This window comes from Acinetobacter sp. L-24 (genome assembly GCF_056857555.1).
This window is the reverse complement of record NZ_JBSXNI010000048.1, coordinates 129,613-153,837: the sequence shown is the minus strand read 5'-3', so window position 1 is coordinate 153,837 and position 24,225 is coordinate 129,613. Positions and strand designations below refer to the sequence as shown.

The following is a 24,225-nucleotide window of genomic DNA, read 5'->3' as shown; positions in this document are numbered from 1 at the left end:
ACCTATCCTCACTATGAATCCCTGAATTATAATCCCTTTTTTGCGAAATATGTCGCAGTTGTTGAGTTTCAGTACAGTAATTTTCCTTGAAATAGGACTTTTCACTGCTGCTTATTTGTACAAACAATAACTGACATATTTTGATAGCAAGTGCAGATATTTATTGAGCTTATAAGGAAAAATATATTTTTCAGCGATTTATCAAACATATATTTCTACCAAGATTTGAATGACCGGTTATGTGATCCGCAAACTCACTAGAATCAAGGCTTCCAGCCTTAAAATAAACTCCAAAAAATTGGACATATACACTAAAATCGCTTTCTTTTGTTCTATTGATCTCCCTTTATGACAAGTCTGCGTACCCGGGATATTGTCGCCCTAGGTTTTATGACCTTTGCACTGTTTATTGGTGCGGGCAACATTATCTTCCCACCGATTGTGGCTCAACAAGCCGGTGAACACGTATGGCTCGCTGCTTTAGGTTTCCTTATTACAGCAGTCGGCTTACCCGTGATTACTATTATTGCGTTGTCTCGCGTTGAAGGCTCCATTCAGGCACTAAGCTCGCCTCTGGGCAAAGCAGCCAGTATTTTGCTGACTGTAATCTGTTACTTAGCTGTTGGCCCTTTATTTGCGACGCCACGTACCGCAACCGTTTCTTATGAAATCGGTTTTTCATCTTACTTTGGCAATGAATCTGGCAGTCTGCTCATTTACAGCATCATCTATTTTGCTGTGGTGACCATCGTGTCCTTATATCCCAATAAGATTCTGGATACCGTCGGCTATTTCCTGTCGCCACTTAAAATTATTTCTTTGATAATTTTGGGTGTAGCAGCCGTGATGATTCCTGCCAGTAATCCGCCTACAGCGATCGATAATTACGTTACCAGTCCAGTGACTGAAGGCATCGTGAATGGTTATTTAACCATGGATACTTTAGGCGCTTTAGTTTTCGGTATTGTGATTGTCAAAGCCATTACTTCACGTGGCGTAACCGATAAAAAACTGATTACCAAATATGCGGTCAATGCCGGCATTATCTCTGGTATTGGTTTAACTCTGGTGTATTTAAGTCTGTTTAAACTTGGACTGGGTAGCCATGAGATTGCCCCAAATGCAGCCAATGGTGCCATTATCCTGCATGCATATGTACAACATGCTTTTGGCGATATGGGTGCTTACTTCCTGTCTGGCATGATTTTTATTGCCTGTATGGTGACTGCAATTGGTCTGACCTGTGCCTGCGCTGAGTATTTCTCCAGCTTGACCAAGATTCCGTACAAGATTTTTGTATTCATTCTGGTGGGCTTCTCACTGGTGATTTCAAATTTGGGTTTAACCAAACTGATTGCTGTTTCGGTTCCAGTCTTGAGCGCGATTTATCCACCTGCAATTAGCGTCATTATGCTGAGCTTCTGTGCAAACTTCTTCAAGAAACCAGCTCATGTGATTGCACCAGCGACCTTGGTAGCCTTTATCTTTGGTATTTTTGACGGATTAAAAGTCGCTGGCTTTGAATTGCCTGCATTACTGCAAAACTTACCTCTATCAGAACAGAGTCTGGCCTGGTTTATCCCGTCCATGATTGTATTGCTGATTACAGCTGTGATTGACCGTATTAGAAACTAAAATTTCTAGGATGTCTGAAAAATCGTATTTTTACCCAAAATCCGGTTTGAGCGTGATCAATAATTGTCAGGTTTTATCCAAACGGACATTTATTGTTTCTTAATGATGACATCAAATCACCGCTGTAAATCTTGATACTAAGATTTTCTATAAAAAATCGTTTCTATAAAATAAGATCGCACTTTAATTATTTTATTTTTTATATAAATATAAACAGAACTTTTGATTTTCTGATGTTAGATACTTATTGTTGCCAACTTAAACCAAGTTCCCTTCCGAGTCATACGCAGACTTACAAAGTATTGATTAACCCTACATATCTTTGGCGTAAAATTTGCATTTTCTATCTGGTCGCATTAATTAAATGATGACTACATCTTATTTCCAAAATTAACTGGAGGTGAAATCTGAAAATATAATTCTTGCCTAATCAAGTGATTATGTGGTTATACGACTAAAGATGGCCATTTTGACTGTAAAAGCCTGCCACAGCAGTTGCAAAGGTCCAAATTAAACAGTACAACTATATATTCAATTCTGACTGATTAAATCTGCTTTAATCTTCAATAACATAAATAAATGGGAGGGATGGAGATGTTATCATTACATTTCAACAAGCAAGTCTTCATTGACGCTCTTAAAGCCAACAACACCAATCTGGTGACATTTATATGCACCACTTTTGCACTCATGCTGACTTTAACCGTCCATTGCTTAATTCAAGGTAATTTAAAACTTGAATACTTTGGCTATGCACTGATTGTCTCAGCTGCATTTTTCCTATGGGCTGCCATAGACCAGAAATACCGATAAACAAATTTTAAATTAGCCCAGATGGATGATATGGCCAGTCATCCATCTGGTGAAAAAAGTGTTTTAACTTTTAATCATTCCGACATCATTTCAGAATAAGTATAAAAAGAAGATTAAAATAATCCCGCAAATGCCCCATAGAGCAAGATCCCCGTCCCGCCCAATTCTGCGACAATTAAACCCAGCATGGCTAAAGTCATCCAACTTCCTGGCAAATGAAACTTACCCAGCTGATGCGGCTGTTTAAACTGATTCGTTGTGTCTTGCAGGAAACCATGCAGCATATAAGAGGCAATAGAGAAGCTGAAAAATACAATATTGACCAGTACGCAAATCAGATTCACCATACTCGGCAACACTGAACAATAGGCCAGCACTGCCAGAATTAAGGTCGCGGGCGCATAAAGCAGGCTGCTGCGATGGGCAATATCGACATAATAATGTGCGCGTGACTGAGGCGATTGACGAATCTGCCAATATTTCCAGACGCCGGTGAACATCCCGACCCACAAAAATATTCCACTAAAAATAATGGCGATTTTAACGGCCAGCTCAAGTTCCATTAGCTGCATAATTTTATTCCATCTCTATTATTTTACTGACTTTTAAGTCATGTTTTCCCCGAGCTACCCTGCTAAAAATCTATACAGTAAAAGCTTCATCAGGATTATAAAAATCATAGTGTATCGTATGTCTGAATTTGAAACATTGACTCTCCAGTGTCAGGATGGCTATCGCTTAAGTGCACGTTTTTATGCAGCTATTTCTGAAACTGAAAAACTTCCAGTATTAGTCTGTCCGGCAACTGGCATTACTAAACAGTTTTATCATCAGTTTTGTGTGTGGTTACAAGCTCAAGGCTATGCCGTTATGGTCTTTGATTTCCGGGGGATTGGTGATTCACTACATGGCCCGTTGAAAAATTCAAAAGCCAGTATTGTGCAATGGGGTCAACTGGATATACCGGCCGCGATTGATGCTTTATTAACGCGTACCAATGCAAGAAAAGTGATACTACTTGGACATAGTGCCGGTGGTCAGCTTTTAGGTATTGTGCCAAATTACGATAAAGTCGCAAAAGTGGTGGCCGTCTCTGGCTCTACTGGACATGTGAAAGGACTCAAAGGTAAAACCAAGTTACTTGCGCCAGTGATGTTTAATGTTATTTTCCCACTGGCACGCATCACTAAAGGCTATGGCCCGACTCAAGCGATTGGTATGGGTGAAAACCTGCCTAAAGATGTGGCACGAGAATGGGCGCAGTTCTGTAGTAAACCGGGTTATGTAATCAACGCGATTGGTAAAAATATTGCACCATCCCATGATTATCATGCTCAAGTCACCTGCCCGATTACCTCAATCTGGTCATCGGATGATGAAATTGCCACGGAAGCCAACGTGAAAGATTTACTGCGTTTATATCCAAACGCAAAAACCCAGATAATTGAACTTAGACCTAAAAGTTATGCCTATAAAACCATTGGTCATATGCTGATGTTCAAGAAATCGCATCAGAATTTATGGCCGGTGATTGAACAACAATTGACTGTTTAAATCAGATTTAGATGGTTATTTGCAGGCTGCTGTGTTCTAATACTCTCAGTTTGAGATGAGCCTCTTACAGTATATGGGCTTGACCTATATACGACTAGCCCCTAACCATGGGGCTTTTTATTGTCTGAATATTTTAAAACGTATATAAAAATGGGCTGACGATAACGCCAACCCATGTCTTTCTTTATCGAATTAAATATTATTTTGACTCAATGTCATAGACCCAGTTTCGAGCTTGTTTCTCAGTCGTGGTTTCACAAACATAATAGTCATGATCCCATGAATCAGGATGGAAGATTTCACGTTTGTGATAAGTCACTTGTTTGGTATTTTCAACACAGGTGAAGTTATCACCTTGGTCTTTGACCTGCGTTCCGTTGAGGAAACCACCAATACAGAGGAAGCGGGATTGTTTGGGCATTTTACTTTAACCACTTTTCCAACCAATATAAAGTTAGATATTACTTTAGTTATTTAGCTTAATAAAAATATTACAATTATTTATTTCCTGTTTTTTAAAAATATCCTACCTTTGGAGTTTTGAGCTTTCTATTTTTGAGCCAATCTTTATACACCTCATAATCCCCCTGTACACTCAACATTTTATCCAAACATGTCTGCATTGTTTCTACACAATATGCCCCTGATCTTTCCAAATATCCTTTTAGAACAGCCTCTTCATAATCTAAAATTATAAAACTTGCTTTATCGTAGTTACGTATATGAGCTAAAATGTTTGATATTGGGATAAATCTGATTATCTTGTTGTTACCACTCAAAACCATTCCCACTAGTTTTGCTTTACTATTGGATTCAAAATTATATATAGCACCCCCACTCATTCCATTATGATCATATGTTATTCCAGTAAACATATGTGAACACTGTTCATAATCTATATATGGATGTCCATACTCATCAAATAAACATATTCCAATATCATGATGTCGCTGTAAATTAGTTGCATGAGAATAGCCCTCCGGCACTACCTCATATTCAAATGTATTAGCTTCTAAAGGATAACCAGAAGCAGCTAACAATTGACCTTCGAAAATTTTCTTTGAAGATAGAATTTCAGTACATTCTCTTCTTTCAGTAATATCAACATAATTATCTGGAATAAAATTTTTATGTGGATCAAACATTTCAATAAGAACTACATCAGTATAATCTTGCCAACCTATTACATCAGGAATTAGTTCACCAATAAACCAAACTTTTTTGGGCATTAAAAAATCATCAATACTTTCTATATGTTTTTCTTTGGACCTAATCCAAAAAGGTGAGGTATTTTGTAATGGGTTTTCAATTGTCTGTTTAACTACATGATAGGCAGTTAACATAAAATACTTACTTTTATATTTTATTAATATCCCACTTCCTCCTCCACTCATTTGATCAATGTGAAATCCATCACTCCATATATTTGCATTACCTACAAAATTGAATAAAAATCTCCTAGATGACATAGCAACTTTTGATTTTTGATTATTTAATAATTTCATTTTATGATTTTTTTTTACCATTCTTAAAATCTCACGTAAAAAAGGGCTGATAAATCAGCCCTTTTTTTTCGACTAATTAATCAATTAAGTTAATTGAGCAGCAGCAATTTTCTTAGTATCAACATCTTTAGCAGCGTCAGTATATTCGCTCATCTTGTCGAAGCTTAAGTATTGATAGATGTCAGCTGACATGCTGTCAATTTGAGCTGCGTACTGTTGGTATTCTTCTGGAGAAGGTAATTTACCCAATACAGCAGCAACAGAAGCAAGTTCAGCAGAAGCCAAGTAAACATTAGCGCCTTGACCTAAACGGTTCGGGAAGTTACGAGTAGATGTAGAAACACAAGTCGTGTTCGGAGCTACACGTGCTTGGTTACCCATACATAATGAACAACCTGGCATTTCAGTACGCGCGCCAGCTTTACCATAAATGTTATAGAAACCTTCTTCCATCAACTGATGTTCGTCCATACGCGTAGGTGGAGCAATCCACAAACGAGTTGACAACGCACCACCTGGAACTTTTTCTAACAATTTACCAGTTGCACGGAAGTGACCGATGTTCGTCATACAAGAACCAACGAATACTTCGTCAATTTTCGCGCCTTGAACGTCAGAAAGAAGTTTTGCATCATCTGGATCGTTCGGGCAGCAAAGAATAGGTTCTTTGATGTCTGCAAGATCGATTTCATACACTTTCGTGTATTCAGCATCAGCATCAGCTTTGATCAGGCTTGGGTTAGCCAACCATTTTTCCATGTTCTCAACACGACGAGCCATCGTACGCGCATCGCCATAACCTTCAGAAATCATCCACTTCAACATGGTGATGTTTGAACGAAGATATTCAGCAACTTTCTCTTCAGAAAGCGTGATAGAACAACCAGCAGCAGAACGTTCAGCAGAAGCATCAGAAAGTTCGAATGCTTGCTCAACAGTCAGGTCAGTTTCCATTTCTGTTAAGTCAATCTCAAGGATACGACCAGAGAAGATGTTTTTCTTACCTTTCTTCTCTACAGTTAGGTCACCTTCCTTAATTGCGTAGTAAGGAATTGCATGTACAAGGTCACGTAGAGTGATACCAGGCTGCATTTTACCCTTGAACTTCACAAGTACAGATTCAGGCATATCTAGTGGCATAACACCAGTTGCTGCAGCGAACGCTACAAGACCAGAACCCGCCGGGAATGAAATACCGATTGGGAAACGTGTATGCGAGTCACCACCAGTACCAACGGTATCCGGAAGAAGCATACGGTTTAACCAAGAGTGAATAATACCGTCACCTGGACGTAAAGACACACCACCACGGTTCATGATGAAATCAGGAAGCGAGTGTTGCATTTGAACGTCAACTGGTTTTGGATAAGCAGCTGTATGACAGAAAGATTGCATAACAAGGTCAGCAGAGAAACCTAGGCAAGCCAAGTCTTTCAATTCGTCACGAGTCATTGGACCTGTTGTATCTTGCGAACCCACAGTAGTCATCTTAGGTTCACAGTAAGTACCTGGAAGTACACCTTGACCTTCAGGAAGACCACAAGCGCGACCAACCATCTTCTGAGCTTGAGTGAAACCTTTACCAGTTGCAGCAGGCTGAACCGGAGTACGGAACATTGTAGATACTGGAAGACCTAAAGCTTCACGCGCTTTAGTCGTCAAACCACGACCTACGATCAGGTTAATACGACCACCAGCACGAACTTCGTCTAGAAGTACTGGAGTTTTAAGTTCAGCTTCAGCGATTTGTGCGCCGTCTTTGAACGCAGTTACTTTAGCAGCAGCGTGATCGATCTTAAGAACGATTTCGTCGCCCATGTTCATGTTGGCAACATCGATCTCGATCGGTAATGCACCCGCATCTTCCATGGTGTTGAAGAAAATCGGAGCGATTTTAGAACCTAGGCAGTAACCACCGTCTTTTTTGTTCGGGATGTGCGGGATGTCGTCACCGAAGAACCAAAGTACAGAGTTAGTTGCAGATTTACGAGATGAACCTGTACCAACAACGTCACCCACGTAAGCAACCTGGTTGCCTTTCACGATCAGTTCTTTAATCTGGTTAAGTGGACCCACTTCACCAGGAACTTCTGGATTGATTCCGTCACGTACGTTTTTCAACATTGCATTTGCGTGCAATGGAATGTCTGGACGGCTCCAAGCGTCTTGTGCAGGTGACAAGTCGTCAGTGTTGGTTTCGCCAGTTACTTTGAAAACAGTCAGTTTGATTTCTTCAGGAACGTCTTTACGGCTAGTGAACCATTCAGCGTCAGCCCAAGACTGCATAACTGCTTGAGCATTTGCGTTACCAGCTTTTGCTTTATCAGCAACGTCATGGAATGCATCAAATACAAGAAGCGTTTTTTTCAATGCTTCAGCTGCAAGTTCAGCAAGCTCAGCATTGTCTAAAAGTTCAACTAAAGGCGCTACGTTGTAACCACCCAGCATAGTACCTAGTAAATAAACAGCACGTTCTTTAGAAACGAGTGGAGAGGTTGCTTCGCCTTTTGCCAATGCAGCTAAGAACGCAGCTTTTACATATGCAGCTTGGTCAACACCTGCTGGTACACGGTTTTCAAGCAAATCTACCAAGTATGCTTCTTCACCAGCTGGCGGGTTTTTTAGTAGTTCAACTAATGCAGCTGTTTGGGCATCGTCAAGTGGCTTCGGTGGGACTCCGAGTGCGGCACGTTCTTCAACGTGTTGGCGGTAAGCTTCTAGCACAGTGTTATTCCTCTTTTTTAAAAAATTACTTATGAATTCCTGCTTATTCCAAGCTTCATAAATAATATGGACTCCGAAATTTTACTAAATTTCCAGTTAAAAGTTAATGCAACTCAAGTGTTTCTTCGTGATGCTCGTTATTTTATAACTAAATGATGCTCTTAATGATTATTCCATAATCAGTTACAGCTTACACCACACGAAACAAGCCCATGAATAGGCCCTTTTAACTGAATTTAATGCATAAAAAAGGCAACCCTGATGTTGCCTGATTTGACGTTAAAAAGATACTCCACCTTAGTGTACAGTGGTCGAGTTTAAATACTGCTGATATGAGTCTCGGCAGCCTTGGAATTTCACCACGCATTCATCTTCATAGGTGGTACTGTGATTATTGCTAGCAAAGGAAATATCAATCTGATAAAGCTTTTTATCTTGTTCTAGCATCTTCTTTAAAACGACTTTGTCACCAACGCTGAGTACATAGCGACTGCCGCCAATAATGACCACACCTTCTTCATCTTCCAGCAGTAGATCAGAATGATGCAAATATCTTACGACTTCCATATTGTGCTACTCCTCGGTTAATTGGAGTTAAATTCATTATTCAATATAAAGATAAGTATTTCTATATTTTAGATTTAGAAATTGTCACAAAGTGTACATTTTGCTTAGGCTATTTTTATTATTTAGTCTTTTGAAGATGCTTATATTTAAATATGTTTAATGGGAAATATGGGTTGGATAATTTTATCCAAATATAAAAAAACCGTTCCTTAGAACGGTTTGTAATCAGGTAATTCGTCATGCGGTGTCACAATACACTTTGCAGTAAATTCAGCGCGGACTTTTTCACGGGCTGCTTTTACATCTGCCTTAATCTCTTCGGCTGGAATCGCATAGACTTCATCAATAATATTCAGGATAAAACCTTTGGTGGTTTCGTCGTCGATCTTGTTGGCATGCACGATTGCTTTTTCTTTCTCAATCGCATTCTGACGATCCAGCATAATGGTACGCGCCGCATTTCCTACACTTCGACAATAACCTTGCCACTGCTCTTCAGGGGTTAAGGGTTTCTTCTCGGCACAACCGGCCAGCGCCAGCATAAACGATAAAGCCAATAACTTTTTCATGAATTTCTCCTTCCGAGGGGCAATATAAAAGATCGGGGAAGATTTGTCATTTCAAAATGCGAGTTGTATGGAATTAAAAAAGCCCACTAATGGGCTTTTTCATTTTGTGTAATTAACCACATGAAGCCTGGATAATCTTTTTGCTTGTAGGATCCACCGTTACAGTCACTCGTTCTTCACGATAATCCATCGTCACCGCTTGACCCGGTTCAACCATACGTACAATTTGTGCCTTGGTTTTCTGCTTGATTTGCGCTTCAGTCAAATTGGACTGACCCACCAATGCCGCTGCCTGATCAGCAATACATTTAGGTTGATTCATGTGCAGTAATTCCCACTCCTCGACCACCTGACCATTCTTTAAATGGCAATATCCGACCTGACCATTGCTTTCAGTACGAATCTCAAGCTTGCCACCCTGATTGACACAATAAGCGCTTGCAGGATTCGCTGAACCTGTTTTAGGAGCATCCGTCTCAGATTGCGGCGTAGTGGTACATGCGCTTAGAGCGAGAGCCAGTAAACCGAACAGCATTGTTTTTTTCATGAGAGCCTATTCTTCTTCAATAATTCTTCACCAATTTAGCATATTTCCTTGTCCTTGCCAGACACAAGTCTGTGTACATTTTTAACCGTGCTTTTTCATTAAAAATTAGAAATAAGACCTTTGTGAATTAAGGACTTCAACACTATAAATTCTCTCAATGAACAAGACAAACAGAAGATAAGAACCTCTACAAAATACGAAAATGCCGAATGAATCGCCTAGACCAAGTGATTATGCATTTCAATAGCATTGCATTGTCATTACATCATTCAAATATGACTTCACTTTTAGATTTGTGATCTGTGCTGGATTGATTTAATATTTGATTGAATTTTAAACTTTCTATTGGCATGACAGACGATCCTCAACTCTCCCTCAAGGAATATCTTGCTACAGTTCAGGAAGTGGTCAAACTCACTTTCGATACACCGGTATGGGTTAAAGCCGAGATTCGTAATCTAAGTATTAAAGCCGGCCATTATTATCTGGAGCTGGCAGAAAAAGAAGCCGACAGTGATCAGGTCATCGCCAGTTGCCGAGCGACTATCTGGAAATTCAGTGCCCAGAAAATTGTCACGCAGTTTGAACGTGAAAGCGGAATTGAGCTGAGTCGTGATTTGAAAGTGCTGATTAAAGTCAAAGCTAATTTCGATCCGCAGTATGGTTTTTCTTTAAATATCGTTGAAATTGACTCAGGCTATACTCTGGGAGATATTGCCCGGCGTTATCAGCAGATTGTTGAGCGGTTGACGACTGAAGGACTGATTCAGCGCAATAGAAACTTGCCCAGCCCTTTTGACCTGAACCGGATTCTGGTGATTGCTCCCGAAAATGCAGCAGGCCTGGGAGATTTTAAAAAAGATGCCGATGCACTGCAGCGTGCGCAGGTGTGTGAGTTTATCTATCACAGTGCGACTTTTCAGGGAAATACCGCCCCGCAAAGTATTATGTACAGTCTGGCACAAGCGCTCAAACAATGGGCACAGACTTATAATACCGCACCGGATCTGATTGTGATTATACGAGGTGGTGGCGCAGTCAATGATCTGGCTTATTTGAATGATTATGATCTGGCTGCCCTGCTCTGTAAACGTTCGGTACCGGTCTGGGTCGGCATCGGGCATGAAAAAGACCGTACCATTCTGGATGAGATTGCGCATCGCTCCTTTGATACTCCGAGTAAAGCCATTGCCGGAATCCGCAATCATATCTTTGAACTAACCCAGGATGTCCTGAATTATCTACAGCGCATTCAGCGTTTATCCCAGCAACAGATTCAGGCTTATCAAAATCAGAATGATCAATTTTTGAAACTGATTCAAAGTCTGGCCAACAACCAGATTATGGATGCGCTGCAACGTCTGCAACAGATCAAGGCCAATACTACCAGTCTGGCCCAGCAGCATACCCAGCTGATTAATCAGCAGCTTGATGCCCTGATGCGGGAAACGCTACTACAAAATCCTAAACATGTTTTATCCAAGGGTTATGCCATCGTGCGCCAGCAAGAACATGTGGTTGCCTCTATTCAACAGATTCAGTCCAGCGATCTGGTTGAAGTCGAATTACATGACGGCATTTTTTCAGCACAACTTATACAGGTACTTCCTCATGAATCATGATACTTTGAGCTTCCAACAAGGCTATGACATCTTGAAAAAGAATGCGGAATTGCTCGAATCTCAGCAAGAACCGGATATTGATAACTTGATGAAAATCGTGGAAGAATCCATGACCGCCTATAAAGCTTGCAAGGCACGGGTTGAAGCGGTTCAAACTGCGTTAAATGATACTTTTAAAGATTAATTGGATGTCATTTCAAATATTAGCTTAGACTATTCTGCTAGATTGAGTTGACATAAAAGCTCTCATTCATGGGGGCTTTTTTATTAAGTGAAAAAAATCATTTCAATGACTATTTAAATTTTCTAGATGGGGATTTTGATCAATCCGCTCAATTCTAAATGGGAAATATTGTATTTTCATTCTCATCCACCAGACGATAAAAAGCCCAATATTGAATTGGGCTTTTTATTACTCTTCAATTTCTATAGGATCACCGTCTTCAGGGCGAATATGACGTGTCCCATCATCCGCAGGATCAACACTAGAACCATCTTTGGTAATAGCATTGTACATTTCATCCTCTTTCTTATCATCGATAAATTCTTCATCTTCGAAATCTTGAGGCTCACTATCGTCGTCAAAGTTCAAAGGCTTTTCTTCATTTATCATGGCGATCCATCACTTATTTAACCAATAAAATATCATGCTCAAATATTTGAAAGATTCATTCAAGAGTCAACGATGATCATTTGTGTAACTGAATAAACACAATAGTCATTGGAACATTACTTTTCTATCGACAAAAAAATGCCTCCTTAGGGAAGGAGGCTGAAATTGGAAAGAAACTACAGCGATAGAATCTATTCATGAATTATATATAAACTTATAATTTATACATTAGCATAATATTACATTAATTTTTCAATTAAAAAGCCCGCTTACTCTTTCAAATAAGCGGGCTAGTGCTGTAGTCATTTTCTTCGTATTATTTGCGTCTTCTTGTTTTCGCAAAATGACTATAGCACTGTGAATTTATCAATAAAGTATAGGGAGTATTAATAAACTGTTCTCTTACATTTGCTTTAAGTTACTTTTCGTTCAATAAGCTGTACATATTAAAAAAGCCCACCTTTAGATGGGCCTTTCCCTTTATCACTTTTGCGCTGATTCAGGTATGTTGTCAAAGTGAGCAACGACTAGAGAATAAGCAAGCTATTGATAAAAATATATAAATACACCATTAACATATAAAAAAATTATAGTTTTATAAAAAATAACTATACTTGTTGAAGTAATTGGCGATTTTAGCTTTCAACGACACTTTATAGCTGACTTAATTTACTAGACATATAAGTTAAAAATAACGTCTTATCCTGAAAATCAGGCATTTCAAACACCCAAAAAATGTAATTTTTAGATCTCAATTTAAGTTTCACATTCACAGCCTTTACTTGAATCATTACATCCTCATGCTGCATTTCTGCGAATAATTCTAAAATCAGGGCAAAGAATCTCAGTTTGTTGACTGTGTTGTATTTTGTTGGTTTATATATTCTCAAGGCTTCAGAATATATAAGCTCGCACCATTCATTTCCATCTTCATCATCCATTAGCTCTCATTTAATTATTTAAAATAGATCACGAGGTAGGTTTATAACATGATGGCTATAATTAAACTGCTTTTAATCTGAATATTAAAATTATAAATTTTTAGAAAATAAAAAAGCCCATCATCCGATGAGCCTTTTTGGGAAATATATCGTGAAGACTACGCTGCAAATTCTTGCAGTACAAATCGTTTTACACTTTCATCAAAGTCAGGTTTTGAAAGAGCAAGCTTGCCATTTTTCATAGTTTTATAACAATAACTCGCTGCTACTCCCATACCCATCAAAGTCAACAACTTCATTGCTCACCTCTTTATTCGGAAGATTTGAATACAAAGTTATCATTCAAATTTGTAGTTTTCCAACTCAGTTTCGATTGTTTTCTGTACTACATGTTAATGAATGTATGAATAATAAATAAATGAAAACCTGCCGCATGATGCGTTTGCTTAAAGTCTTTCAACTAGTGATTAATTTGTGTATCTATCCAGTTAAGGAAATTTTCCTTATTACTGAATTCTGGCATAGACCCTAAATTTATAGTCTCTTTGGCCCCAAATTTTCCAGCGACAGTATTCGGTGCTTGAACTCTGAAATCCAGAGGATCACTTTCATGAAGAGTTCTAAAATATTCTACTGCTTTATCAAATTCACTTTTATCCTTAAAACCTGGTCGTTCCTTTAAAAAGTCATAAACTTGTTCTAGAGCTGGTAGATAATTATTTTTAGGCATTCTGTTTTCTCTAAAATGATGAGTTTTATGATGAAGACCTATTTTGAATGAATAATGATAAGAATATTCCCTTATTTCTTAGAGTTTATGTAAATCATGATGATTTGAGAGTGAAATCCAAATTCTGGAGTAACCTGATAAAAAATGAGCGTAAACATACACTCATTTTTACTACATTTTCTAATGCATGCTTAACTGGCTCGCATTGCTTTAAAATAAGGTCTATTTTATTGAACAAAGTGCAAATGTCGGCTGCTCTATCAGTAAAGATCAGATGCACTTTAAATGCGCCAGTTTAAGGTTCAAGCCTAATTAACGCTATGAATATCAAGTTCATCATTGGTGGTCAATACAACAGAAGCCAAAATTGGAATGCCCAAAATGAAAGGTACAGCGAAAATCCATAGAACTACGGTTACATCCGATTTAAAGAAAAATTGAATAGCTAATGCAGTCAAAATAAGTACAGAAAATAGAATCGCAGCAAAACGGATGATAAATTTAGTCGACATGCGAAGATGCTCTTATGCGTGAAATCGTATTTTCAATATACACCTATTTTTATTATGGTTTTATTGATTTTCAGTCTGTTATTGCATATTTTAATTGATTTTCTATATGTGATAGCTGAATTATACGATGATCAGTTTTCTTCACCCTGAAGTCTCATCCTAAATTCTTTCTCTACTCGTAACTCTATTGTCATATATGTATAGAGATTGAATTTAGAGATCAATGCTTCTGCTGACTATGACATCAATCTACTTTATAGCTAATAAAATCTTTGTGCTGTCTCCCAATAAAAGAGCCCTAAAATTTTAGGGCTTTTTTATTGCTTAAATTAGAAGCGCCAATTATAGAACAAGTCAATCGCACGTTCTAAAGACTGACTCGCTTCCAGATACAAGCGCTGATTTACCTGATAGCGTAAAGTGAGCTTATTCACCGGTGTAAATACCCCGACTCCATAACGGAGATATAAATCAGGCGTAATATAACCAGTCACAGAAACCTGAGTATCATCTCCTGTACCTTGAGCATCCAGAGCTAGACCAGTTAAGCCAAAACTGCGCCCGATCTGGTTGGTCAGTGCGCGGGTGCTACCCAAGCCCAAACTAATCCCCGCAGCAGCGATCGTATTATTCACATCGGATCTAAATCCTTCAGCCTGGCTTAAACCAGATACACCCTCATTAACACGACCGGTAATCAAGGCATTCAAGGCTTCCTGTTCTGACAAGCCCGCATCATTATAAATCTGAATACTTGGACTCGATGCCGTCCCTGTTACCCGTACCCCGACCGTACTACCCTGAACCGATTTATTGGCATCAATGTCCAGCGTCGGATTGGTAAGTTCACCATTAAAACGCGCGATAGCACGATTCAGGTCCAGACTTTGGCCATAGGCTTCGATTTTCACTCGTTGTGACACCCCGATTGCACCATTGGCACGCATTGCAGTTTCCAGACCACGCTGTGACAGATTGACTCGACCCAATAGCGGAATACGACTGTCAAAGCCCTGGAAGATGACCTGATTCCCTAAAGAAACAGCTACATCTGCCCGGATATCCCAAGGACGTGCCGACTTCAAGATCGCCAGCTGATCATCACCTTCATGTACGACACGTACATCTGAAGATAAACCGACTACAGGTTCTGAGGCTTCAGGCATTGAAATCAGCGCACGCGGTACATCGACTGTGCCACTCAGACTCAGTTTTTTATTAAATGGATACATGTCCAAAGTCAAATCAGGTGTCACTACAGCGGTAATTAATGGGGCCTGACGAATCAGCAGATTATCACCTTGCAGTTTTAACTGCACTCGCGGATCACCTTTCCAGTCGACCGATCCGGTTAATTTACCCACACCACGACCACTGTTAAATGCGCCATTGATACTGGCAGAATTCTGACGTATGGATGAATACAGTTGTACATTGGTCAGATTCACCGGCAAGGAGATCATGCTAATCGAAGCATCTTTAACCCGAACCTCACCTTCAAGCAAAGGATCTGTTAAAGTTCCGCTAATTTTTCCGGCATAAGATAATATCCCGTCCAGATTACGGATGTCCTGAATAAATGGCTTAAAGACCTTGAGCTGTACCTGGTTAAAGGCTATTTCACCACGCATCGGTTTACTGTCACGATATGGATCAATGATGACATTGGCATAGCCGGTTCCGATATCTGGTGTTTTGACATCCAGACGAAGCTGCAAGCCATCTGCCACACTTTTTGCGACCAACCCGACTTCATCATATTTGAGTGTAGAGCCCAAATAATCTGGATCTTCGGAAGATAAGCCCACCACACCATTACGCGTCACCAGACGTGCATCGATTTTAGGTTTAGCGCCTTGCGCCCAGGCAGCCTTGGCATAACCATTGACTTTCCCTGTTAACGCCAATCCATCAGGCAGGAATGCACTGAAGTCTTCCAGATCAAGGTTTTGGGTAACAAAAGAGGCACTGCCACGGGTTTTATTAACCCGAATCGGCTGATCAAAACACAACTGGCTTTGCTGACTCATCCAGCAATGAGCACCAACAAACAGATCCGATTGAGCACTGTTATAAATCACTGCTGCATTTTGACGCTGCACCAGACGAGCACGTAAAGAGTCGAAATCACCTTTTTGAATCTGACCCAGCCAGTTATTTTGGGCATTAAAGCCACCGGCGAGCTGCACAAAGAATTTTGACAGGCGGTTTTCTGCCTGCACTTTGAGAATGTGCGCAGCACGGGTACCGGCCAATGATATCTCACCGCGTACAATCTCGCGTGAACCGCTACGCAGGCGATCCATTGTCGCGGTCAATAAGGTTGGTGTGCTTTGCGATGTTGGCAACTGTCCGCGAACACGAACTTTCTGCACGCTAAACAGGTTTTTAAAAGCAAAATTATCGATAGATAGATTAGCTGAAGCCTGCAATCGTGGCTGCGCCTGCATATTGATATAGCCCTGCGCACGACCTCTTAAGCCCGGATACAATTCAAACAGGGCCGGCGCATTCACTTTTAGTTGGAGGTTTTGTGCATTACCGGTCGCCTGAATCTGGTTGCTGGCATAAGACAGGAACAAGTTATTGGCTTCAAACTGCTGTGGTACAAAACCACGCTGGTTTGAATTAATGATGACCGATAAATTACCCTTGCCACGTACCGGTTTGTTATTCAGCATACCGGCCAGATTCAAGCGTTGAATCTGAATGCGTTTTAAGGCATCTGACCACACCCCTTGGGTTTGCACATTGCCTGACAATTCACCTTTCAGTTTGGCATTAAAATATTGCGGCTTAAAGCGGATTAAAGATGCGTTGATATCCCAGCCAATGCCATTCGCCAGATTGACCAGACCGTTGGCATTAATCTTGCCAGCCACACCATCATGACGAAATTCATTTATCTTCAACATTTCTGGTGTGCCTGAAACGCGCAGTTTCAGCATACCCTGACTGGCTTTAAGCTGGCTGGCATTTAAAGCACCATCATAATTGACCGCATAACCTTTAAAACCACCACCCGCTTTTTCATTATGGAATAACAAGGCAATGGTGCTGTTTCCGGTCAAACGTACGGTTTCATTTTGCTCCGCTAGTCGTCCGGTCAGGTCAACACTGTTCAGTTTGATAATCTGCTGATTCGGTTGCGCATAACCATTGGCTTTAACCTGGCCATTCAAACGATCTACCGGTGAAGCTGCGGCAATACTTTGAGTATTCAAATTTTTGGCATTTAATACCGCGGTCCATTTTAACTGACGTTTTTCCTGTGGCAGTTCAATCCGTGCATTGCCGCTTAAGCTGCCTGCTGCATTGGCGCTGTAATTAAAGCTTGGGACATTCAGGATATTTTTGTTCAGATTGAGCTTGGCTTGGTACATACCTGCAGGCAGAAGTCCTTCTTCATGCTGCTCGACTTTAGTCGCCACATGAATATTCTGCTGACCTTCAACCAATGCCAATTTAACATCGCCAGACTCACTGCTGAGCCAGCCCACATAAGGTACGGCGCGATCAATATTTTTCCAGGCAACATCCAGCAGCATCGGCTGCGCTTTATTGTCTTTGACCGGGTTTTGATCCAGCTTCAAATTCCAGCTTTCATAGCGGTCGAAATCAACCAGTCCAGTAAGGTGCAGGCCATTTTCCAGGTTACCCGCAGAAGCAATATTCGCATCCAGACTTGGCGGCAAGAAATCTTGTACGACTTGCGGAATGCGCTCATGTTTAGGATCAATCCCGTTCAAACGCCCAGCCAGATCCCAGCTGACCCGATCTTTCCAGCCCACTGTCCCGGCAAGGGTGACTGCGCCTTTCATCAACTGACCATTTAGGTCGGTAATATTCAGCTGATTGACCAGATCGGTATACATCACCGCACTATACTGACCTTGTGGAATATTTTCCCCAATCAGGTCAGTCTGGACGTTCAGGTTCAGACGCTTGATATCGCCATTAAACTCGGCAATACCGTCTTTGGTAAACAGTTTCTGTTCGGCCAGAATAGGCCAGTGATAATCCTTGAACTTCAACTCGCCGCGCATCGGTACCTGAGGACGCATCGGATGCACGATAACCCAACCCGTTAATAAATCAGGTGTATTGGTCGCTACGCCAGCCTGAATCGTGTCCAGTGTTCCGCGTGCCCGCACCTGAATATCATGAATATTCAGGCTGTCTCTTAAGGAAGGCAGATTAACGATGCCCGTGGCATCTAGAGGATATTTGCCTTCAAACTGCATTTTACCCGTGGCTTCACGTACCGACAGATAGCCCATATCCATACGGGAATCTTCAAAATTTAATTCGGTGCCGGACCAGAGTGCCTCATTTAATTCAATATTATAGAAATCGACTGCATTGGTCTGGGTTTTAATCACCAGATGATCCAGCAGTAAATGATCAACGCGCAAAATAAAAGGCAAACGGATGGCATTAAACTTGAATGGTTCGCCCGTTGAAGGTCGCTTGTTAATAATTTGCAGATTGAGGACATCGGCTTCAGTCAGATGAATTTCTTTTTTGACAATCGCGCGCCAACCCAGTTTTACATCAGCACGATCAATTTTGACATCGACCGGTTTCAGGCTGACCAGCACATTTTTAAGAATAATCCCACGCCATAAATTACCGCCTTCATATTCATATTGAATAATTTGCTGGCGTTCTAGCACCTGATCCAGCAGGAATTTACTGCCCTGATTGGTCGAAAACAGTAGAGCCAGCACAGACAGCAGAAAAATCAGCGAAAAAAGCACCGACAATAGGATGCTTCTGAATATACGGCGCTTTTTCGGAACAACGCTATCTTGTGGTTCTTGTTCTGGCTGTGGTTGGTTCTCGACCATGATCTACCCAAATAACTATTTTTTAAAATGATGTTTTATAACTGCGATCCAATAAAGAAATGCAAACGAATCGGATAATTGTCATCAGACAGTCCAGTCGCAACATCTATACGTATTGGCCCAATCGGTGAAGCCCAACGCACACCCACACCCGCGCCATATTCGGTCGGATTACTGAATTCTTTATTATAGGCATTTCCGGCATCTGCAAAGACCGCAGCACGCCAGCCTTCCTTAAACTGATAATTATATTCTAATGAAGCCACGCCCAAGGCCTGCCCGCCCACTTTAAAGCCGTCAATTTCCGGAGAAAGGCTCTTGTAGTCAAAACCGCGGATACTCTGGTCACCACCGGTGAAATATCTCAGGTTATACGGTACTTTGGCAAAATCTTGAGTAAAAATATAACCCGCGTCGGCACGCCCAACAAACTGATGGTCTGCATTTTCACCCAATGAATAGATAAAACGCCAGCCCGCATTCACAATGGCCATATCTGCATCAGAGAGTAAAGCCTCACTGCCCAGTTCAATCTTATAGGTCTGTTTGAAGCCTTTGGTTGGGTTGACCCGACGATCGCTCTCGGTACGTGAGACTTCATAACCGACTAATAGGGATTGCTGCTCATCTTCGGTATTAAAGCGAAAAGCTTCAGGAATCTGGTTAAAATCGACAGAACCATCCTGCTTCAAACGATCCAGACGATAACGTGCGCCAAAAGTCCGCTGCCAGCTACCACGTGGATTCTTGATAATCCGGTCTGCACCTAAGACTGCAGATTCAATCAACAGGCCTTCACCCTGTGCGACGCCTTCACGCTCTTCACGCTCATAACCACCCACAATACTGACATAGTCATTCAGCGGATGGTTATAAGGAATATTATAACGTCCATCAATCGACTGACGAATGCCTGATAGCTCCATGTTGGCATCAAACGAATGTCCGCGCTTGTTCACAATGGCGCGGCGATATTGACCACGTAAACGGATATCGGTATCTGTGCCATAACCCAGACCCACTTCAGCACTGTTTAAACGGTCTGCATTTAAAGTCACAATCACTGGAATCTTTTTCTCTTCCCGTGCCTGTACTTTTAAACGATCCTGTTCATTCTCTTTGGTTTGCTGCTCAACCCGCAAAGTTCTTAAATTTGCGCTTTCCTGATCGCGGCTACCGGCAAACTGGTCTTCATCTACGACATTCTGGGTCACTTCCTGAGAAGAGGATACCGAGCGAGCTGGTTGCATCGTAGCAGCCTGATCTTCACTCCGTTTCTGTTCTTCAATCAGGCTTTGAATATCGGGTGCAAGTTCCAGCTCTTTATCAAGCGGATCAGGGCGAATCGCATCTACCAGTGTATAATTGAAATAGCGTGAGTTGGTTAGGTTGTTGGCCAGGCTATTCACCCGCCAGAAGGTATAATCTGCACCCTCTGTCCAGGGAACCAGACTTTCCAGTACGTCACGGTCCAGCGGAAATTCCTTTTCAGGATCACTCATTCTGAACTCGACATTACCCAGCTTGTAACGTTCGCCGGTTTCAAAACGCAGGTTCACATCGGCGGTATTTTGTGGCTGGGCAATCTTTACATCATGCAGACGCCAGAATGAATCAAAATAACCATTGTTATTGGCTGCAGTAGTAATCCGTGTTTTGGTTTTTTCATAATTGCCATGATTGAAAATATCGCCTTCTTCCTGTTCAGGCAAAAGACTAATGACCTGGAATTGTGGCTGTTCGGCGCCCTCTCCAGTAAATTCAATATTTTGAGTGCTGATCAGGACAGGTTCATTCGGGGTCACAGAAACCCGAACCCGACTGTCAGAGATTTTTTCAAACCTGAACTGGGCATTATAATAGCCCACCGCCTGCGCTGCCTGTCTGGACAAGGTGCGTAATTGCGGCAATGCCGAATTAAAGTCGCCAAAAGACTCCTGGGTAAAACTGGATAATTTGGCTTTGACATTATTTCTTAAATTCAGATGGCCTTCAGGTACATCTTTACGATTCAGCATACCGTTGCTTTGTGCAACACCTTGCCCATTCATGATCACTACATCGGCACTAATGCGAGGAACTCTTGCGGTCATGATCTGACGTGGAGGACGTATTTTATAAAATAGTCGTTTGAACAGATTTGGACGTTTATCATCCTCAGCGACAAGCTGACCTGGCACTTCTGGCAAGGTCAATCCGGCTTCATTATTTTGTACAATAATCTGGCTGTCTGCCTGAATCGATTGCATTAACTGATCGACATTAACCGGCGCCTGATTGATTTCCAGCAGTTCTTGCTGGCTGATATCGGCCACCACCGTTTCGCTGGTCTGAGTATTGCGATAGTTTTGTGCTTCCTGTTTGGCTTGCTCGGCTACCTGGTAAATTTCATTCGCCATGTTCTGATCAATAGTCTGTACTGGCAGATCTTCCAGATCATCAAACTCGATCGGCGTAAATTCACCCAGACCAGATCCTGCATTTTGCTGTTGTTCCAGCATCAACATGCTGTCAACTGGTACTTCCGGATCCAAGGCTTCTTCAATTTTTTCTTCCGCTTCCGTTTTGGACGTGGCCACACCCTGACGAATCGCTTCTTTGGATAGCTCGTCCACCATTTCTGCCTGAGAAATGGCCACGGGTGTTTCGGGCTGTTCAGTTTGTGCCATGCTCTGATGGGATAACATCATAAAAAATATGCTCATACACAGCTGCATACCACTATGCTGTGGTATGAGAGGCCCCATACTGCGATTTAGCATCGTTTTTTTAAAATTTTTCTTTGCAGGCATAGCAAACTCTAAACGAATACATTCTTTAATTGATTATTTGACCGAAAAATATAAGCTAAGGAGCTTAATTAATTGGTTTTTACCTTTACATGGCTGAAAGTATCTTACATGATTTTTCTCAATGTTTACGCATAACTGACATTTCTTAATAAAACTTAATGTAGCACGGCCTATATGAACAAAAATGAACATTTGTTAGCTTCTCGGCGCTTTTTACCGATGTTTCTGACGCAGTTTTTTGGTGCATTAAACGATAATGTATTTAAACAGGCGTTACTGCTGGTGATCACTTATGGCTGGATTCAACAGCAATCGGCCAGCATCAGCACATTGAATAATCTGGCGGCTTTACTATTTATTTTGCCTTATTTTATTTTTTCAGCCACTGCCGGTCAGATTGCCGATAAATATGAACGTTCACAGCTGATTCGCTATCTCAAGCTTCTGGAAATTGTCATTATGTTGCTAGGAACGATCGGTTTCCTGCTCGGTAATTTATGGATTCTGTTATTTGCTTTATTCCTGATGGGAACCCAGTCCACGTTCTTTGGCCCGATCAAATACGCGATTTTACCGGAAGTGCTGAAACCCAATGAACTGATGTCCGGCAATGCCCTGTTTCAGTCCGGAACTTCTCTGGCAATCCTATTCGGTATGATTCTGGGCGGTGCAGTCATTGCAGCTTCCGCTGGCAACCTCATCTGGATCAGTTTAACCGTGATCAGCATCGCCTTGATTGGCTATGTATCCTGCCGTTATATCCTCAAGCAAAGTATTCCCGCGCCTGAGCTGCAAGTTGACTGGAACTTTTTTCGTACCAGTTTGCAAACCTTGAAATATGCCAAAGGCCTGCCTTTAGTATTTACCATTTTACTGGGCAATTCATGGTACTGGTTTTATGGTGCCACCTATCTGACTCAGATTCCACAGCTGACACTACAAAATCTGCATGCCTCGGAAAATGTCGCCAGTCTGTTGCTAACTTTCTTTTCTGTCGGAATCGGACTAGGTTCTTTCCTGTGCCGTAAAATTGGCGGCAGCCAGGTCAATATTAAAATGGTGCCTTTTGGTGCAATCGGTCTTGTGATCTTTGCCCTGTATCTGGCCGCGAGTCTGGCTTTTGTTCCGGAACGTACAGGTGCATTAATCGGTCTAGCAGAAGTTTTTCAGCAGGGCTGGAGCTATTATCATGTGATGCTAGCAGTGACCTTACTCGGGGTGAGTGGCGGTTTTTATATTGTACCGCTGTATGCCATGATGCAGGCGCATTCTCCTCGCTCACATCGTGCGCGTGTGGTTGCAGCAAATAACATTCTGAATGCCGTTTTCATGGTATCTTCTGCTATATTCTCGATTATTATTTTGAGTGTTTTAGAGCTTGATCTTAAAATACTTTTTTGTATTACCGCAGTATTAAGTGGCCTGTTTACCCTATGGCTACTTTACCGGCTGAAACCAATGATCAAAACTGCAAAAGCGCCCTTGGAGGATTAATTCATGCGTCAATATACAGGTCTCGATAAACTGATTCACTCTTTTGACCAGGCATTACGCAGTCTAGTCCCGGGCACGACTTCGGCCCAACGTGAAAATCCGGCCCAACCGGTAGAAACACAATTAACGGTCAGTGATGCACGTCATGTAGCAGGTTTAATGCGGGTCAATCATAGTGGTGAGGTTTGCGCACAGGCACTGTACCATGGTCAGGCGATGACGGCTAAACTCCCGAATGTACGTCGTGAAATGGAACAGGCAGCGATTGAAGAACAGGATCATCTGGCCTGGTGTGAAGACCGCTTAAAAGAACTGGATAGCCATACCAGCCTACTCAATCCGGTCTGGTACGGTCTTTCCTTTGGTATGGGCGCGATTGCCGGAATCGCAGGTGACAAATACAGCTTGGGTTTTGTGGCTGAAACAGAACGTCAGGTCAGCATGCATTTACAGCATCATATTAGCCAGTTGCCACCGCAGGATGAACGTTCTCGTCGTATTCTAGAACAGATGAATGAAGATGAACTGCATCATCGGGATACAGCGTTAAATGCTGGCGGTGTAGATTTACCCGTTCCAGTTAAGATCGCCATGACAGGCATTTCCAAGTTGATGACCAAAACCAGTTATTTTATTTAAATAAGACGGTTTTAGTTTGAGCCCACTCATTTGTGGGCTTTTTAATATGGGTCAAATCTTGAGCGAGATAATAACAACTCAAGGCATATGGCGATCTTATTACTTATAAGCTCTATAA

21 protein-coding genes are annotated in these 24,225 nt (G+C 41.5%); 7 read left to right on the top strand and 14 right to left on the bottom strand.

Translation table 11 applies throughout. The features are described 5' to 3' along the window. The first annotated feature begins 348 nt into the window (after positions 1-348). Positions 349-1,635 carry a branched-chain amino acid transport system II carrier protein gene (brnQ, locus tag AC13CK_RS16430; RefSeq protein WP_482831311.1) on the top strand — a complete coding sequence of 429 codons (1,287 nt, stop codon included), beginning with the start codon at positions 349-351 and terminating at the stop codon, positions 1,633-1,635. A 594-nt stretch (positions 1,636-2,229) separates the two neighbouring features. Then, positions 2,230-2,448: a hypothetical protein gene (locus AC13CK_RS16425; RefSeq protein WP_004645284.1), complete on the top strand. Its 219-nt coding sequence runs from the start codon at positions 2,230-2,232 to the stop codon at positions 2,446-2,448. 113 nt (positions 2,449-2,561) lie between these two features. Here AC13CK_RS16425 and AC13CK_RS16420 read toward each other — a convergent pair whose 3' ends face one another. Next, positions 2,562-3,020, bottom strand: a complete 459-nt coding sequence (locus AC13CK_RS16420; protein ID WP_086044722.1) for a hypothetical protein — start codon at positions 3,018-3,020, stop codon at positions 2,562-2,564. 118 nt (positions 3,021-3,138) lie between these two features. Between AC13CK_RS16420 and AC13CK_RS16415 the strand changes: the two genes are divergently transcribed. Then, on the top strand, positions 3,139-4,002 hold the full coding sequence (locus AC13CK_RS16415; protein ID WP_044108899.1) for an alpha/beta hydrolase family protein: 864 nt from the start codon (positions 3,139-3,141) through the stop codon (positions 4,000-4,002). A 199-nt stretch (positions 4,003-4,201) separates the two neighbouring features. On the opposite strand, the gene AC13CK_RS16410 is transcribed toward AC13CK_RS16415, so the two are convergent. From AC13CK_RS16410 to AC13CK_RS16385, 6 genes are all read right to left on the bottom strand, one after another. Next, on the bottom strand, positions 4,202-4,423 hold the full coding sequence (locus tag AC13CK_RS16410; RefSeq protein ID WP_044108897.1) for a hypothetical protein: 222 nt from the start codon (positions 4,421-4,423) through the stop codon (positions 4,202-4,204). A 94-nt stretch (positions 4,424-4,517) separates the two neighbouring features. Beyond that, positions 4,518-5,528 (bottom strand): hypothetical protein, encoded by a 1,011-nt coding sequence (locus tag AC13CK_RS16405; protein WP_044108896.1) that lies wholly within the window; start codon positions 5,526-5,528, stop codon positions 4,518-4,520. A gap of 63 nt (positions 5,529-5,591) precedes the next feature. Next, complete coding sequence (locus tag AC13CK_RS16400) at positions 5,592-8,231, bottom strand: bifunctional aconitate hydratase 2/2-methylisocitrate dehydratase (RefSeq protein ID WP_425879811.1); 2,640 nt, start codon at positions 8,229-8,231, stop codon at positions 5,592-5,594. A 297-nt stretch (positions 8,232-8,528) separates the two neighbouring features. Continuing rightward, complete coding sequence (locus tag AC13CK_RS16395) at positions 8,529-8,798, bottom strand: hypothetical protein (RefSeq protein ID WP_005263233.1); 270 nt, start codon at positions 8,796-8,798, stop codon at positions 8,529-8,531. Positions 8,799-9,007: 209 nt separating this feature from the next. After that, complete coding sequence (locus AC13CK_RS16390; RefSeq protein WP_425879812.1) at positions 9,008-9,367, bottom strand: hypothetical protein; 360 nt, start codon at positions 9,365-9,367, stop codon at positions 9,008-9,010. 112 nt (positions 9,368-9,479) lie between these two features. Continuing rightward, positions 9,480-9,914, bottom strand: coding sequence for an I78 family peptidase inhibitor (locus tag AC13CK_RS16385; protein WP_005106641.1), 435 nt, complete (start codon positions 9,912-9,914; stop codon positions 9,480-9,482). Between the two features lie 350 nt (positions 9,915-10,264). On the opposite strand from AC13CK_RS16385, the gene xseA reads away from it, so the two are divergent. Together xseA and xseB are read left to right on the top strand one after the other, a co-directional pair. Then, complete coding sequence (gene xseA / locus AC13CK_RS16380) at positions 10,265-11,536, top strand: exodeoxyribonuclease VII large subunit (protein ID WP_425879813.1); 1,272 nt, start codon at positions 10,265-10,267, stop codon at positions 11,534-11,536. Continuing rightward, positions 11,526-11,720 carry an exodeoxyribonuclease VII small subunit gene (gene xseB, locus AC13CK_RS16375; RefSeq protein WP_005103445.1) on the top strand — a complete coding sequence of 65 codons (195 nt, stop codon included), beginning with the start codon at positions 11,526-11,528 and terminating at the stop codon, positions 11,718-11,720. Before xseA ends, xseB begins: the two co-directional genes overlap by 11 nt. Before the next feature lie 228 nt (positions 11,721-11,948). Here xseB and AC13CK_RS16370 read toward each other — a convergent pair whose 3' ends face one another. The 7 genes from AC13CK_RS16370 to AC13CK_RS16340 form a co-directional block, all read right to left on the bottom strand. After that, entirely contained in the window at positions 11,949-12,149 is a 201-nt protein-coding gene (locus AC13CK_RS16370) for a hypothetical protein (RefSeq protein ID WP_005103446.1), read from the bottom strand. A 653-nt stretch (positions 12,150-12,802) separates the two neighbouring features. Continuing rightward, the gene (locus tag AC13CK_RS16365) at positions 12,803-13,090 is read right to left on the bottom strand and encodes a hypothetical protein (RefSeq protein ID WP_425879814.1); all 288 of its coding nucleotides are present in this window, start codon (positions 13,088-13,090) and stop codon (positions 12,803-12,805) included. 158 nt (positions 13,091-13,248) lie between these two features. Continuing rightward, entirely contained in the window at positions 13,249-13,389 is a 141-nt protein-coding gene (locus AC13CK_RS16360; RefSeq protein WP_425879815.1) for a hypothetical protein, read from the bottom strand. 161 nt (positions 13,390-13,550) lie between these two features. After that, positions 13,551-13,820, bottom strand: coding sequence for a hypothetical protein (locus AC13CK_RS16355; protein WP_005263238.1), 270 nt, complete (start codon positions 13,818-13,820; stop codon positions 13,551-13,553). 308 nt (positions 13,821-14,128) lie between these two features. Beyond that, the gene (locus tag AC13CK_RS16350; RefSeq protein ID WP_005103450.1) at positions 14,129-14,332 is read right to left on the bottom strand and encodes a hypothetical protein; all 204 of its coding nucleotides are present in this window, start codon (positions 14,330-14,332) and stop codon (positions 14,129-14,131) included. A gap of 329 nt (positions 14,333-14,661) precedes the next feature. Next, entirely contained in the window at positions 14,662-19,182 is a 4,521-nt protein-coding gene (locus AC13CK_RS16345; RefSeq protein WP_482831310.1) for a translocation/assembly module TamB domain-containing protein, read from the bottom strand. Between the two features lie 35 nt (positions 19,183-19,217). After that, positions 19,218-21,974, bottom strand: a complete 2,757-nt coding sequence (locus AC13CK_RS16340) for an autotransporter assembly complex protein TamA (RefSeq protein ID WP_425879817.1) — start codon at positions 21,972-21,974, stop codon at positions 19,218-19,220. Between the two features lie 174 nt (positions 21,975-22,148). Here AC13CK_RS16340 and AC13CK_RS16335 point away from each other — a divergent pair, with 174 nt between their 5' ends. Then, positions 22,149-23,468 (top strand): MFS transporter, encoded by a 1,320-nt coding sequence (locus AC13CK_RS16335; RefSeq protein ID WP_425879818.1) that lies wholly within the window; start codon positions 22,149-22,151, stop codon positions 23,466-23,468. 3 nt (positions 23,469-23,471) lie between these two features. Further along, on the top strand, positions 23,472-24,107 hold the full coding sequence (coq7, locus tag AC13CK_RS16330; RefSeq protein ID WP_005247248.1) for a 2-polyprenyl-3-methyl-6-methoxy-1,4-benzoquinone monooxygenase: 636 nt from the start codon (positions 23,472-23,474) through the stop codon (positions 24,105-24,107). Positions 24,108-24,225 lie beyond the last annotated feature (118 nt).